The organism is Neobacillus bataviensis (genome assembly GCF_019969725.1).
Genome location: NZ_JAHXYW010000007.1, coordinates 128,972 through 143,630 on the forward strand (window position 1 = coordinate 128,972; position 14,659 = coordinate 143,630).

Consider the following 14,659-nt stretch of genomic DNA (forward strand, 5'->3'; position numbering starts at 1 on the left):
TTTAAGATTGATAAAGTAATTCGATTAATAGTTTTTCAGCTTGTTTGATTAGATTATCTTGATCTTCCTCTGTTAAATGGGATAAATATTTCCTCCCTAATGGATGATTATATAATGGAGTCATGGCCTGGTTTATTTCTTGGTAATTTTCAATCGTCTCAAAAAGCTCGGCATAAAAATTTGCTTCCGTTTTTAAGTGTTCTTTGTCAATTTGCTGTGACGTCATCATCATTAACTCGAAAGTCCATACAAATGATTCTTCTTCTCGTTCACCCTCAATAAGCAGTTCTAATAGTTCCTCGTTTAACCCCCTTTTTTCCCGGTCATCAGTCAAATGAACATTTTCTAAATGAAGAGTTAAAAGCGTTCCTGTTTTTTCCTGTCGGATGTCATTTATTTTTGCGGACAAGAGCTTAAGGATTTCGTCAATAGAATTTGCTGGTGCAGCATCTAGGAACGCTTCCTGCCACACAATATCAGAGGTTTCTATAAACTTCATATTTACATCCGATTCTGAAAGCTCTACTAAATAGCAGCCTTTTGTTCCTGTTTCCTTCTTATTTCTCCCCTGAATATTTCCCGGATAAATAATAGGCGGGGATTCCGATAAAACTGCCCGCTTATGGATATGTCCTAAAGCCCAATAATCAAAACCTTTTTCATTTAGTTCTTGGATGGAAAAAGGCGCGTAGTTATCGTGCTCCGTGCCAGAACTCTCATTGCCATGAAGAATACCGATATGGAAATCGGCCCCTTCTACTTTCATATATTCATCTATTTTTCTTTCGAACACGTGCCTGGTTGGATAACTAAACCCATAAAGGTGAACCTTTTCACCACTTCTTGTATGTAAATCCTTAACCTCAACCTCACTATCAAAAATATGGACATTTGCCGGCATATCCAAATGAACCCATGAACCATTTAAGTGATCGTGATTTCCATGAATAACAAAAACAGGAATATGATGCACTAAAAGCTTCTGCATCTCTGTTCGAAACCGTGACTGGGCACGCAGGCTGCGGTCTTCTCCATCAAATAAATCACCGGCTATTATGACAAAATCGACTTGATGGCAGATAGCTGCAGCTGTAAGCTTTTTTAAGGCCGTGAAGGTACTTTCTTTAATTCTTGAAAAGATGTCTGGGGGCAAATGTTTTAGTCCGACCATTGGGCTATCTAAATGCAGATCCGCTGCATGAATAAACGTTATCTTTTTCATCAGCAAAATATTCCTTTCTTCCTCTTTTCTTTCATTTTAACACCTTTAAAATACGAATGCACGTTCTGTAATAAAAATAATAATAAGCCTTACCAAAAACGGCAAGGCTTAAACCTTCTATTTATTCTTAGTTAATTGTAACGCTTTTTTAATATCTTTATAGGAATTTGACTGCCCATACATAAGCACTCCGCCACGATATACACGGGCACCGAATACGGCTAAAGCAACAATAGTGATTACAAGGATGGATATTCCTAATATCGCCTCCCAAGCTGGAATAGTCAGCATCCCAACACGCAAAAACATAATCATTGGTGTAAAAAATGGAATATAGGACGTAGCCGTAATAAACGGGGCGTCCGGCTTTCCAAGCCCAAACATGGCAATCATAAAACCTCCAACTACTAGCAGTGTCATTGGGGTAATCATCTGCTGGACATCTTCAATTCTGCTGACGAGAGAACCTAATAATGCCGCGAGTGTAGCATAAAGGAAATATCCGAGAATAAAGAAGATGACAGCATACATAATCGTTATCCCTGGTATATCTTTAAAGCCGTAAACCCCAAAAAAGCCGTCTTTTAATGAATCCATATTCTTGGTTAATGAGTAATAACCCACGATTAAAAATACCGCCAGCTGCGTCAGGCTTAATAAACCGATGCCAATAATTTTGGCAAACATTTGCTTAATTGGCGAAACGCTTGATATTAAGATTTCCATGACCCTTGAGGATTTTTCGGTCGCAACCTCCATCGCAATCATATTGGCATACATAATAACGCTAAAATAAATAATGAAAAGAAGAACATAGACAAGACCTCTTGCTTGATTCAATTCCTCTTCCGTTTTCGCATTTTTTTCTAGGGCAAATTTTTCAAAAGACACTGGTTCATATAGCTTTTCAAGTTGAGTGGGAGTCAAATTTATTTGCGTTGCGGCAAGCATGGTTTTTACCTGCTGCAAACTAGTCTGCAAGTCCGTAAACAAGGACGAATCTGCAATGCTCCTAGCTTTATAGGTTGCTTCCGGCAGCTTTTCATCATTAAAGCGTAATTGAATAAGTCCTTTAAATTCGCCATTTCCGATAGCTTTTTCCGCTTCTTTTTCTGTTCCATTATACTTAGTAAGTTTTATATCGTTATTTATTGCGGCAGCTTGTTGCTTGAAAGGCTCATAAAGCTTTCCTGTCTCATCGAGCACGGCTACTGTTTCTTTACCGCCATTTTTATCAAATATAGAAATGATATTATTTAAATTTGTGAGGGCAAGGACAATCACAACGGTTAAAAGGGTTGTGACAATAAACGATTTGCTTTTCAGTTTGTTAAGATAAGTATGAAATAAGATAATCCAAAAATTATTCATAAGAATTACCTACTTTCTCTATAAAAATATCATTTAAAGAAGGTTCTTCAAGGGCAAATTTTCGGATGAATCCTTTCCCTACTATTTCTTTTAATATTTTTTCTGCAACTGGCTCCCCTTCAATCTGCAAATGAACTCCCTCCATTGTTGATTTCGCCCTTATAACTCCAGGGAAATTTTTTAACTGGTCTAATTCAAAATCAGCATGGATTACAAGATTCTTTTTGCCGAATGCCCGCTTGATTTCTTTTAATGAACCATGTACGACTGGACTTCCCTTATGCAAAATGCAGAGGTGCTCACACATTTCCTCGACATGCTCCATCCTGTGGCTTGAAAACACAATGGTCGCCCCATTTTCCTTTAAAGCCAGAACGGCTTCCTTTAACATTTCCACATTAACCGGATCCAGGCCGCTAAAGGGTTCATCGAGAATTAATAATTTTGGTTTATGTAGAACTGCAGCAATAAATTGGATTTTCTGCTGATTCCCTTTGGAAAGCTCCTCCACCTTCTTATTCTCATACTCTGGTATTTTAAATCGCTCTAGCCATGATTTTAATTCAATTAGAGCATCATTTTTTTGCATCCCTCTTAATCTAGCTAAATAAACGAGTTGGTCGCGGACTTTCAGTTTTGGGTACAAGCCTCTTTCCTCAGGAAGATAACCGACTAAGTGGCTGGCAGAATAATCAATCGGCTTTTCATCCCATGTGATTCTTCCGCCGGTCGAATCCAAAAGGCCTAGAATCATACGAAAGGTCGTGGTTTTGCCCGCACCGTTAGCTCCTAAGAAGCCAAACATTTCTCTATCGGGAATTTCTAAGGATAATTGATTGACAGCCGTAAATTGCCCAAAACGCTTCGACACACCTTCAAGTTTGAGTACCACGTAAATCACTCCTTCCGCTTTCATACGTTTCAATCAGGAAAAAGTTTCAAATTTTTTCCTTTGAAAAATATTAAGAATTATGTGAAAATAATAGTGATTATTTTTTAATAAAGGGGTATGTGTGATGAAAACTTATAAACTAACAGCCTTTGAAGCAAATGGAGAAAAGCTTTTAGATGAAGCCTTTCAGGCAGAAAATGATGATGCTGCTAAGAAGCAAGGTGAAAAACTATTATCAGAGAAAAACTTATTAGAAAAAACACATCGCTGCATCTCACCAAGCGGAAAGTTATTGTTGTTTCATTCTTAAAAAACCAAAGAAGCTCGTGAGCTTCTTTGGTTTTTTATTACTTGCCGATAAAATTTGGCTTTCTTTTTTCAATAAAGGCCTTAATACCTTCTTTATGGTCTAAGGTTTCCCGCATTTTCTGCTGGCCGTATTTTTCTAATTCCAAAATTTTTAATAATTGCGGCCGATTCTTTTCTGCTAAAATCTTTTTTGTTTTAATCATTGCTTGGACTGGGCGGCCTAGCCAGTCGGTAATTCGTGTATGTAATGTCTCTTGAAGATCTTCTTCCGCTACTTCCTGAACAAGCCCCAGTTTATATGCTTCTTCCGCACTCATCATTTTACCGTCCCAAATCACTTGCTTTGCCTTCGTTTCACCTAATCTCTTTTCTAAAAAGAAATGCGCCCCGCCATCAGGAATAAGTCCAATTCCAATAAAATTCATTGCCAGTTTGCTTGCCTTATCTGCAATAATATAGTCAGTCGCTAATGCTAAACTGAACCCTAATCCGGCGGCAGCTCCTGATACAGCACTGATCGTTAATTTTGGGATGCTATAAAGCGTGATAATCAATTCACTGATGCAATCCATAACATGCAAGAAATCGCTCTCATTCATGTTGGAGAGCATGGTTTTAATATCTCCGCCAGCCGAAAAGGCTCTCCCCTTGCCTGTTAGGACAACGATATCAATATCATCAGATTCGCTAATTTCCTTTAGTTTACAAACGAGCCCTTTAATAACATCTGTATCCATTGCGTTCATTGAATCTGGACGATTCATTTCCACCGTTGCCACACGGCCTTCAATTTTCACATTGACCTTATCCGTAACAAAATTCATCAATTTAAACTCCCCCCTAATAGTTCATTCAGTTCCATTATAGCTGGAAATGGAAGGAATAAAAACAAACTTTCTTAATATATTGAATCTTCTTCTAATATTTAAGTGCACAGCAAAAGGACAAAAGGCTGAACCTTTTGTCCTTAATTTTAATTTTTTGGAAGAATATCTTTTTGGACCTGTTCCCTTAATGCCATTTTCAGGAATTTACCAACTGAAGTTTTTGGAATTTCCGAAACAAATAGGATATCATCTGGAATCCACCATTTAGCAAACTGTGGTTTTAAAAACTCAAATAGCTCATCAGACGTTGTTTTTCCTTTAAAGGCATCTTTTAAAACAACACAGGCAACCGGACGCTCTTGCCACCTTTCATGAGGAACGGCGACAACGGCTGCTTCAAACACAGCATCATGTGCCATCAAGGCATTTTCTAAGTCAACTGAGGAAATCCATTCGCCGCCGCTCTTGATCAGATCCTTTGTTCGGTCTACGATTTTCACAAAGCCTTCCTCATCAATTGTCACCACATCTCCTGTATGGAGCCAGCCATCCCTGAATGCATCCAAAGTCCGTTCATCACGATAATATTCGGATGCAATCCATGGTCCTCTAATACATAGTTCTCCCATTTCATTTCCATCCCAGGCTACTTCGCCATCCTTGCCGACAATTTTCATTTCTAAACCTGGAACAAGGGTCCCTTGTTTCGCTCTAATATTTAGTTTCTCCTCAGGATCTAACTCCTTTTGGTAGCTTTTTAAAGTAGAAATAACGGCTAGCGGGCTTGTTTCTGTCATCCCATAGGCATGCATGAAAGGAATTTTATGGCGCTGCTCATATGCCTTTATCATGCCTTTTGGTGCGGCAGATCCTCCACATAAAACCCCTCTTAAACTGCTCAAATCATAAGAGCCTTCATCCAGTTCCTTTAATAGTCCCAGCCAGATTGTAGGGACCCCTGCTGTAATCGTTACCCTTTCTTGTTCGATAAGCTCAGCCAGCAATTTTGGTGTAAAATTTGGCCCTGGTAAAACTAGAGAAGTACCAAACCAAACGGCGGCAAATGGCATTCCCCAAGCGTTGGCATGGAACATTGGTACCACAGGAAGGGCGATGTCCTTTTCGCTTATGGCCGCGGTATCCGCAAGACCTAGAGCCATGCTGTGCAGATAGATGCCGCGATGCGAATAAATCACACCTTTTGGATTTCCAGTGGTTGCGGATGTATAGCACATGCCTGCTGGATCATTCTCATCGATATCATTTGGGTATTGGTAGGCAGGATTTGCTTCAGCTAATAGGTCCTCATAGTGATAGACGGGAGAGAGCTTTGTTTCCGGAAGGTCCTTTTCATCGGTCATGACGATATAAGCTTTAACGTTTGGTAATTCATGCGCACATTTTTCGATTAATGGCAGGATGTCTGCGTCAACTAGCAGGACCTTGTCCTCTGCATGATTAATGATGTAGGAAATATGCTGCTGGGCAAGACGAATATTGATAGTATGAAGTACCGCTCCCATACATGGTATGGCAAAATAGGCTTCCAAATGGCGGTGATGGTTCCAGGCTAAAGTTCCTACTCTATCACCTTTAGTAACGCCTAACGTAATTAGGGCGTCGGCGAGCCTTCTAGTTCTTTCTGCAATTTGTTTATAGGTAAATCTATTGATGCCGCTTGCCGTTCTTGAAACCACTTGTTTCTTTGGAAAATACCTTTCTGCTCTTTCAATCATTTGCGTCATCGTTAAAGGTGTTTGCATCATAAATTTATCCCCTCCACTAATGAAAGCGTTTTAATTTTGTAGTATTCTATGAAGAATATCCTATAAAATATTCGACATTCTAGTTAAATAAACCTTTATTAAGAACAAAGCCAAAAAAAATTCTCCCGCTTCATTAAGCAGGAGACCCTTTTTCCGAGAATAATTCATCTAAAATTTTGATTTTCTCATTTGTATAAGCTTCAAAACCGTCATTGTAGGATTTTGGATCCTTTGGATTGGCAAAGTGTGTAATTTTTCCTGTCAAAGGATCAACAAATTTACTTGATGCACCACAGCCAAGACCAATTATGGTCTGAACTTCTTCCATAATCATGATATTATAAATACTTTCTTGACTTGGCAAAGAGTAACCAACGTTTTCCAGATTGCCTAGGATGTTCTTTTGCCTGTATAAATAATAGGGTACATAGCCATGGCTAGATGTCCAGTCCTCAGCGAGCTCCATCATTTTTTCCACTTCGCTGCGGTCTGCGACCTTATATTTCTCTTTATTCTTAGTCATTTCTGAGGCACGCTTAAACGACAAGGTATGAACGGTTAAAGATTCAGGCATCAGTTTTTCAGTTTCATTCAAGGAGTGGGTAAATTCAGGAATTCCTTCACCTGGCAGGCCAATAATTAAGTCCATATTGATATTATTCATACCCATCCGCCGTGCAAGATGATATTTTTCAATAGTTTCTGTTACCGTATGATGTCTGCCGATGGCCTTTAAGGTTTCTTGTGTATATGACTGAGGATTAATACTGATACGATCAATCTTCCATTTTTTTAATACTTCCAATTTTTCAGGACTGATTGTGTCCGGACGACCTGCTTCAACCGTAATTTCGCGAATTTTATCAACTTCCGGGAAAGATGTGTACATTTCTTCATAGAGCATGTCCATCTCTTCAGCGGTAATACTTGTTGGCGTTCCGCCTCCATAATAGACGGTTGTAATCCTGATTCCTTTTTCCTTTAACCATGCACCGATTTTCTTCATTTCATAATGAAGACCGCCTAAGAAAGAGTCAACGGAGCCTTGACGTCCGTTTATCGCATAGGCCGGGAAGGTGCAATAAGCACATTTTGTAGGACAGAAAGGGATACCGATATAAATACTCACTTCTTTTTGCAGTGAATATAGATCCGGAACTACTGTCAATTGACGATCAACGATTTGTTGCATAAGTTCGATTTTTTCATCTGTAATCAAGTAATCTGCCTTTAATTGCTGATGTGCAGCTTCTAATGGAATCCCTTCCTGCACTTTTTTGTGAAGCAGTTTTGTCGGTCTGACACCTGTTAAAATTCCCCATTTTTGGGTAATGCCTGTGTAATCCTGCAAAACTGTTAAATAAACATGGGAAACAGCATTTTTTATCTGCTTAAAACGTTCTTTTTCTGAATCTGTTATTTTTATCTCTCTTTGATATTCTGAGGCAAAGACTTTATCGTCTTTACTCTTCAATTCAGCTGAAACCAGTATTTTATCCTGAACCTGCAAGTTAAAATTTATTTGTATATCAGCTTCTTCACCGACTAACATGAAAATCTGAGATTCTTCAAAAAACAAATTGGCTATCAGCTGGAGCGGCCGATTGAATCTTTCATCCTCTAACCCTATTATTGAAATCCGCAAGTATATCACCTTTCAAATTAAACTTCCTTAAGTGTACAAAATCAGTAATCTAAGGTCAATATAGTGGAAATTATTCCATAAAAGCAAAAAAGATATCAATGGCTTCCGCCGATGATATCTTTTTATGTTCAATTTTTTATTATTTTCATCTTCCGTAAAAACTCAATCGGCTGTTGTTTTCTAAAGTGTTCTTTTACCATATAGGCTACACCCTGTTCATTTTGCGACCTCGTGACCCAATCTGAGGCTTTTTTTACAGCAAAATCAGCATTCCACATCGCGACCCCTAAGCCGGCTGCTTCAATTAATGGTATATCGTCTAGTCCGTCACCTATATAAACCACTTCTCTCGCTTTAAGCCCAAGCTGATTAGCAAGGCTGGTTAATCCGGCAAGTTTGGAAACACCAGAAGGGACAATATCTACTCTTAATGAATCCAGTTCAATAATTTCAATCTCAGTAAACATTTTACTAAGCGCTTTTTTGGCATCAATTAAATCGCTTTTTTCTTCAAAATATACCTCAATCTTTGGCGGTGTTACAGGCTGATCATGTAAATGTTCACTTAAGGAAGAAACAAACTGCTGTGAATAAAAGATAGGGTCCCCTGAGGTAAAAACCGTTTTCGCTAATAAATTATTTTGGAGCTTGAATTTATTTGCCAGCGAATATTGTTCATGTACCAGCCTGATTTGGCACGGGATGCCCTCTAGGAATCGTACTGTATCGTAGGTAATATCCTCATTAATCCGTTTAACATAAATCGGTTTTTCTACTTCGCTTGCAATTAAAGCACCCTGATGTGTAATGAGCGGTAATTTTATCTTTAATGCCTTAGCCACCTTTTTCGCAGATGGAAAACTTCTTGAAGTAACGAGTGTAACATAAATCCCTTTTTGCTGTACATATTCTATGGCATCCTTCGTTGACTTATGAATTTTTCCATTCGTTTGTAATAGTGTTCCATCAATATTTAAAGCAAGCAAACGATAAATCATTTTGTTGCCTCCTGTTCTTGGTGAAATTACCCTTATATCACTTTTATGACTGTTTATCCATTTATATGACTAACCCAAGAACAAGAAAAAAGCCTTCGGTTTCGGCACCGAAGGCTTGAAAGTATTGTTATTGCATTTTCCCGTAAAGCTCTTCTAATGGTTTCATAATAATTTGGTTAAGTTCCCCAATAATCATGCTCATCCGTTGTTCAGCTTGCATAAGATTGGCAATCTTTGGATTCTGTTGAACTTGGGCAACCGTTGCCTGAGCTTGTTGCACTTCTTGATCAGAAATATTCTGTCCCATCATTTGTTTTTGCTGCAAGTTCATTTGCATTTGCCGGAACTGGTCAAACATCTTTTTAGCTGCCGGATCTGCATTTACTTCATTGTAGGCATTTTTTAATGCTGTATATTCATCGCTTTGACGAATAGCCGTTTCAAGTGCATAGGCGGAATCAAATAAATTAACTGCCATTATAAAACACTCCCTTTATTTATTGGCTGTGTTAAACTTGCCTATTGATTTCCGCTCCAATCAACAGGGTTAAAAATCAACAGTAACCTTTAACACAGCCTATTGATAAACAATTCCAATCAACTATAACAAACTATTCAAATAAATGCGAGAATGTTCAATTCACCATCCATAACGTTACAACATACGATACCTATATCAACTAATGCCCATTTTTGAAAAATAAATGAGGGGTGATTATGTCTTTTTCATTTTCAACCATTTCAATTATTCCAATAGTGTCTTCAAAACAACATGACCACTTCATACAAATATCCCGCCAACTGTTTCAACATTTTCAAATTAATAACAATCAGGAAATAAAAATCACTATTGGCAGGTCATCTAAAAAGGTAAACATACAAATTATAGAAATGGATACCAACATAGTGCAAATACCCGATTCTATCATGACGGCATTAGATTTACCTTCCATAAAAATAAAGTTACAGGCCTTTTACCGTCGTGACATGCAAACACTTCATCTTGGTCCAGTCGTAGGACTGCTAACCGATTTCGCGACTGATGAAATAAACCAACCGCATTTTCGTTCTATCCATGGTTTTTGTGAAGAACTTCATCAAGGAATTTCTGAAAATGGTGGTTTATTCTATGTGTTTTCATTAGAGCAATTTTCATCACAAGGATATTACTTTAACGCAGGAAAATGGAGTCCTGCGAAGCTTCCTTTACCTGATGTAATCTATAATCGCATTCATTCCCGACTTCTCGAACAAAAAAATCAATTTCAGGATTTCCGTAACAGAATTGAAAAGCTGAACATCCCATTGTTTAATGACCGTTTTCTCTCTAAATGGGAAGTGTATAAACATATTAGAGAGGAGAACCACTTAATCCCCTATACACCGGAGACTAAAATTTATTCAAAAGAAAGCCTTTTTGAATTTGTTCAAAAATATCAAACAGTTTATATAAAACCTATTCATGGAAGTCAGGGAAAAAACATTATAAAAATAGTAAGGGAAAAGGAAAACCTATATCGTTTTCAAACATCGTTTACCACACATACCGCCAAAATTGAAAGTATTTATTCTCTAGAGGAAATCTATCAACGAATTAAGCCTCTGCTCACCAATCGAATCTTTCTTATTCAACAAGGAATTTGCTTAATTACCCAAGACTCCCGTTCTATAGATTTTCGGGTGTTATGCCATAGAAATGAAAATGACGTTTGGGGTGTGACATCTATGGTAGCAAGAGTCGCAAATGAACAAGAATTCGTTTCCAATTTAGCTAGAGGCGGAACATTACTACGGCCGCTCCAGGCCTTATTAACATGGATGGATCGAAGGAATGCACTTCAAACTATCTCCCTTATGAAAGAATTATCAATTGAAATTGCGGAAAACATAGGCCGACGCTCAACGGGTATAACCGGAGAGCTTGGAATTGACATTGGGGTTGACGAAGGAGGAAAACCTTGGCTAATTGAAGTAAACTCAAAACCTTCCAAACTATTTGAAGACAATCCCGGAAAAATAAGACCGTCAGCAAAAGCAATTATCCAATTTTGTACAAAGCTGGCCAAAGACGTTATTTCTGAAAAGGAGGTTGAATAAATTGATTTCATTTGGAATTATGTCCCTAAAGCTGGATAGTGAAGATTCTTATATTAACGATATCGCTAAACATGCGGAATCGTGCGAAATGGAGTGTTACCGTTTTATCCCTACTGAAATTAACCCCCATTCACTTCAGGTACGAGGTAAAAAATTTGATGCAAAAACTACTCAGTGGATAGAATTAGAGTTTCCAATTCCACCCATTATATATGATCGTTGTTTTTATGGTGATGATGAACATTCCAAGCTTTGCCTGCCAATTGTTTCCTGGCTTAAAAGCAGAAACGATATTACTTTTTTAGGCTATGGATTACCAAACAAGCTCGAACTTTACCATTCACTTAAAAACACAGCATTATCTGCCTATTTACCACCGACAAAATTTGCAGATGATTCAAGGATCATCTTAAAAGAACTGAATAAGTTAAAGAAAATTATAATAAAGCCAATTAATGGGTCTCAAGGATTTGGCATTTATTCATTGAAGAAAAATGACAAGACCTTTCATGTCAAAACAGAGAAACAAAAAAAGATTATTTCGCGGATTTTTCCAAATGAGTCCAAGCTTATCAAGTGGCTGGATCCATTGATATCTAACCGCCAATACCTGATCCAGCCGTTTCTGGAATTATCCAATGATGAACTTCAGCCCTTTGATATTCGCGTTCTCCTGCAAAAGAATATTCAGGGAGCCTGGGGTGAACTTGGCAGAGGTATTCGATTAGGTAGTTCTGGAGGTATCTTATCAAATTTAAGTGCCGGAGGTTCCGTTATTACCTTCTCGGATTGGACATCATCATTGCAGCCGGCAAAAGGAAAGTATATCCGAGAGGAGTTAGAATATATCCTTTCCCAGCTCCCCCTTCTGCTTGAAAAAGAATTTTTGCCATTATTTGAGCTTGGTGTTGATATAGGAATCGCTAAAAACGGATCAATTTGGATTCTAGACATTAATTCCAAGCCAGGGAGAAAGGTTATTTTAGAAACCCAGCCAACTTTAAAAGAAACGCTTTACTTAACTCCTCTTCTTTATGGAAAACATTTATTTCAGACCGGTCAATCAGAAAGGAAGAGCTTTCATGAGAAAACGTTATCTCATTGAAATTGCCCCAAATAGTCAATTAATCGTTTTTTGTCCGCCTTCACTTATTAAAGAAAAAACTATAAAAAGAATTGCCTTCGGGTCAAAATCGATGGAAGTTGATTTCCGCCCCCATCCAGACAAAAATGACCGAATTGTGATTAGTAAAGTAATTCAAAAGGCTATACATTTCCCGTCCTTTAGTATTCCGCTCCATATTTTTTTAGAAAATGAAATACTTTATATTGGACCGCTCGTTGGAATCTTCACTGCTGGATTTACACAAATTCCGGAACAGCCCATTGGAGAAAGAACGTTATTCTTTTCGAAACTTTTATCAGTAAATAAAGAGGTTGGGGCAATTGCCTATCTTTTTGGAGAGCAGCATATTGATTGGGAACGTGGTATAATTGAGGGGGTCTTTTATTATGATTCCTCTTGGCATCATTTCGAAGTGCCCTTTCCAAATGTTATTTACGACCGTCTGCCAAATCGCAGAAGTGAAGGAAATCCAAAATTAATCAAAGTGAAGAACAGATTACAAAAAGACTGCCTTATTCCCTGGTACAATCCTGGCTTCTTTAATAAGCTGGATATATACGAGAGACTGCAGCAGGATGGTTCAGTCGAAGCCTATCTGCCTGAAACCCATCCGTTTACCTCTTTTTCCTTAGTTGAAAGGATGCTTTCAAATTATGGTCATGTGTATATTAAACCTAAAAACGGAAGCCTTGGATTAGGTGTACACCAAATTATCTATGATAAGTCTACATCTGAATATTTTTGCCGGTACCAAGACAACGAAGGCATTAACCGCTTACGCAAATTTTCAAGCTTAGAAAGATTGTTTCAATCCGTTTTTGGTAATCAGTCACTTGAAAAAATGCTGGTACAACAAGGCATTCACTTACAAAGGCATGACAGTCGGTCCATTGATTTTCGCGTTCATACGAATAAGGACGATTCAGGAATTTGGCATGTAACCGCCATTGCAGCCAAAATTGCTGGTGCAGGCAGTGTAACAACACACACTAGAAGCGGTGGAGCGATAAAAACGATAGAAGAGATTTTTCCGAAGGATGAATGCGAGTTATTTACTAAAAAATTATCGAATGCTGCCCTCTTATTAAGCAAGGCTATTGATAAAAATATATCGGGGATTATTGGCGAGATTGGTTTTGATTTAGGTATCGACCGAAACGGTGATGTATGGCTCTTCGAAGCGAATTCTAAGCCAGGAAGATCCATCTTCAGTCATCCAGAACTAAAACCATTTGATTTATTAACTCGAAGATTATCTCTAGCCTTTGCTGTATTCCTGACAGAACAATCCCTATTCCACCCAGAGGAACTTTTCAAATGACGAACGATAAAAAAACTCCCCTTATTGGTATTATGACGGCACGTAAATCTAATGGTGCGATAACAGGCAATGGCCCGCTTTTTATAGAATTGCAAAAGAAGCTTATTTCCCTTAACGGAATGAGCTTTATTTTTACAATCGAAGGGGTAGAACAGGATACAATTAAAGGATATTCCTTTTCACCGAATGAAAATCGATGGATACGGAAAACATTTCCATATCCTGACCTTGTTTATAATCGAATCCCTTTTCGCAAATCAGAACAAGATGAACAATGCAAACACTTTTTTTCCCACTTAAAAGAAAAAAAGATTCCTTTTTTTAACCCTTGTTTTATTGATAAATATGAATTGTTTAATTTGTTAAAAAATCATTTGATCCTTCAACGTTACTTACCACAAACCATTCTTGTCCATACAAAAAATGAATTTTTTTTATTTCTAAAAAAGCATAAGAATGTTTATTTAAAACCTAGTCAAGCCTCCAAAGGAAAAGGCATATACCGCTTACGAATCATGAATTCAAGGGAAATTGAGATGGAGGGAGTAAAAGAAAAGAAAACCTATACCTCCTTTCATCTTTTTTGGAAAGACTGGAACAAAGAGCTGATGGATAAAAATTATATTGCACAAGAAGAAATATCCTCAGCCAAATATGATGGAGCACGTTTTGATTTTAGAATACTAGCTCATGCATATAAAGATGACTTTAGCCTAACAGGGATTGGTATTCGTTCTTCACAGGAACAAGAAATTACGACCCATATTCCATCAGGCGGGAGGCTTCTCCCCTACAAACTTCTGCAAACGACTGCACATGACCAATTCATTCAAACAATCGTTCCTCAAATAGGAAAGGCATTATCGGAACAGTTTGGCTTTTTTGGAGAATTTTCGATAGATGCTGCGGTAAGTGAGTCAGGAAAATATTATATTTTTGAAGTAAACTCCAAACCAATGAGTTTTGACGAAACTGAAATCGAAGATAAGAAAATAGAGCAGCTTTGCCGTTTATTCGTCCAGCTGGCAAATTATTATAAAAAGTAACAGGATATCTATTTAAATAATCTCCAAAACAAGGTAAGC

At 37.8% G+C, this 14,659-nt stretch carries 13 protein-coding genes; 5 read left to right on the plus strand and 8 right to left on the minus strand.

The features are described 5' to 3' along the window. Position 1 precedes the first annotated feature (1 nt). The 3 genes from LC455_RS18495 to LC455_RS18505 form a co-directional block, all read right to left on the minus strand. Positions 2 to 1,222, minus strand: a complete 1,221-nt coding sequence (locus LC455_RS18495) for a metallophosphoesterase family protein (protein ID WP_223592949.1) — start codon at positions 1,220 to 1,222, stop codon at positions 2 to 4. A gap of 117 nt (positions 1,223 to 1,339) precedes the next feature. Then, positions 1,340 to 2,593: an ABC transporter permease gene (locus LC455_RS18500; protein ID WP_223592950.1), complete on the minus strand. Its 1,254-nt coding sequence runs from the start codon at positions 2,591 to 2,593 to the stop codon at positions 1,340 to 1,342. Beyond that, a complete protein-coding gene (locus tag LC455_RS18505) occupies positions 2,586 to 3,485 on the minus strand; it encodes an ABC transporter ATP-binding protein (RefSeq protein ID WP_223592951.1) in 900 nt (299 codons plus the stop codon). The genes LC455_RS18500 and LC455_RS18505 overlap by 8 nt, the downstream gene beginning before the upstream one ends. Positions 3,486 to 3,609: 124 nt before the next feature. Between LC455_RS18505 and LC455_RS18510 the strand changes: the two genes are divergently transcribed. Further along, complete coding sequence (locus tag LC455_RS18510; RefSeq protein WP_223592952.1) at positions 3,610 to 3,795, plus strand: YhzD family protein; 186 nt, start codon at positions 3,610 to 3,612, stop codon at positions 3,793 to 3,795. A gap of 37 nt (positions 3,796 to 3,832) precedes the next feature. On the opposite strand, the gene LC455_RS18515 is transcribed toward LC455_RS18510, so the two are convergent. The 5 genes from LC455_RS18515 to LC455_RS18535 form a co-directional block, all read right to left on the minus strand. Beyond that, positions 3,833 to 4,618 (minus strand): enoyl-CoA hydratase, encoded by a 786-nt coding sequence (locus LC455_RS18515; RefSeq protein WP_223593144.1) that lies wholly within the window; start codon positions 4,616 to 4,618, stop codon positions 3,833 to 3,835. A 149-nt stretch (positions 4,619 to 4,767) separates the two neighbouring features. Beyond that, positions 4,768 to 6,387 carry a long-chain fatty acid--CoA ligase gene (locus tag LC455_RS18520; protein ID WP_223592954.1) on the minus strand — a complete coding sequence of 540 codons (1,620 nt, stop codon included), beginning with the start codon at positions 6,385 to 6,387 and terminating at the stop codon, positions 4,768 to 4,770. A gap of 133 nt (positions 6,388 to 6,520) precedes the next feature. Continuing rightward, positions 6,521 to 8,032 carry a coproporphyrinogen III oxidase gene (locus LC455_RS18525; protein WP_223592956.1) on the minus strand — a complete coding sequence of 504 codons (1,512 nt, stop codon included), beginning with the start codon at positions 8,030 to 8,032 and terminating at the stop codon, positions 6,521 to 6,523. A gap of 128 nt (positions 8,033 to 8,160) precedes the next feature. Further along, on the minus strand, positions 8,161 to 9,030 hold the full coding sequence (locus tag LC455_RS18530; protein WP_223592958.1) for a Cof-type HAD-IIB family hydrolase: 870 nt from the start codon (positions 9,028 to 9,030) through the stop codon (positions 8,161 to 8,163). A gap of 127 nt (positions 9,031 to 9,157) precedes the next feature. Beyond that, a complete protein-coding gene (locus LC455_RS18535) occupies positions 9,158 to 9,508 on the minus strand; it encodes a YlbF family regulator (protein ID WP_223592960.1) in 351 nt (116 codons plus the stop codon). 239 nt (positions 9,509 to 9,747) lie between these two features. On the opposite strand from LC455_RS18535, the gene LC455_RS18540 reads away from it, so the two are divergent. From LC455_RS18540 to LC455_RS18555, 4 genes are read left to right on the plus strand one after another with little or no spacing between them, the layout of a single operon-like run. Continuing rightward, a complete protein-coding gene (locus LC455_RS18540) occupies positions 9,748 to 11,127 on the plus strand; it encodes a YheC/YheD family endospore coat-associated protein (protein ID WP_223592962.1) in 1,380 nt (459 codons plus the stop codon). A gap of 1 nt (position 11,128) precedes the next feature. Next, positions 11,129 to 12,232: a YheC/YheD family endospore coat-associated protein gene (locus LC455_RS18545; protein ID WP_223592963.1), complete on the plus strand. Its 1,104-nt coding sequence runs from the start codon at positions 11,129 to 11,131 to the stop codon at positions 12,230 to 12,232. Next, on the plus strand, positions 12,210 to 13,574 hold the full coding sequence (locus LC455_RS18550) for a YheC/YheD family endospore coat-associated protein (protein WP_223592964.1): 1,365 nt from the start codon (positions 12,210 to 12,212) through the stop codon (positions 13,572 to 13,574). Before LC455_RS18545 ends, LC455_RS18550 begins: the two co-directional genes overlap by 23 nt. Then, on the plus strand, positions 13,571 to 14,620 hold the full coding sequence (locus LC455_RS18555) for a YheC/YheD family endospore coat-associated protein (protein WP_223592965.1): 1,050 nt from the start codon (positions 13,571 to 13,573) through the stop codon (positions 14,618 to 14,620). Before LC455_RS18550 ends, LC455_RS18555 begins: the two co-directional genes overlap by 4 nt. Positions 14,621 to 14,659 lie beyond the last annotated feature (39 nt).

Excerpts from the sequence above, each read along its gene's own strand:
- LC455_RS18495 (WP_223592949.1), bottom strand. The coding sequence starts at position 1,222 with ATGAAAAAGATAACGTTTATTCATGCAGCGGATCTGCATTTAGATAGC.
- LC455_RS18500 (WP_223592950.1), bottom strand. The coding sequence starts at position 2,593 with ATGAATAATTTTTGGATTATCTTATTTCATACTTATCTTAACAAACTG.
- LC455_RS18510 (WP_223592952.1), top strand. The coding sequence starts at position 3,610 with ATGAAAACTTATAAACTAACAGCCTTTGAAGCAAATGGAGAAAAGCTT.
- LC455_RS18515 (WP_223593144.1), bottom strand. The coding sequence starts at position 4,618 with ATGAATTTTGTTACGGATAAGGTCAATGTGAAAATTGAAGGCCGTGTG.
- LC455_RS18520 (WP_223592954.1), bottom strand. The coding sequence starts at position 6,387 with ATGATGCAAACACCTTTAACGATGACGCAAATGATTGAAAGAGCAGAA.
- LC455_RS18530 (WP_223592958.1), bottom strand. The coding sequence starts at position 9,030 with ATGATTTATCGTTTGCTTGCTTTAAATATTGATGGAACACTATTACAA.
- LC455_RS18535 (WP_223592960.1), bottom strand. The coding sequence starts at position 9,508 with ATGGCAGTTAATTTATTTGATTCCGCCTATGCACTTGAAACGGCTATT.
- LC455_RS18540 (WP_223592962.1), top strand. The coding sequence starts at position 9,748 with ATGTCTTTTTCATTTTCAACCATTTCAATTATTCCAATAGTGTCTTCA.
- LC455_RS18550 (WP_223592964.1), top strand. The coding sequence starts at position 12,210 with ATGAGAAAACGTTATCTCATTGAAATTGCCCCAAATAGTCAATTAATC.
- LC455_RS18555 (WP_223592965.1), top strand. The coding sequence starts at position 13,571 with ATGACGAACGATAAAAAAACTCCCCTTATTGGTATTATGACGGCACGT.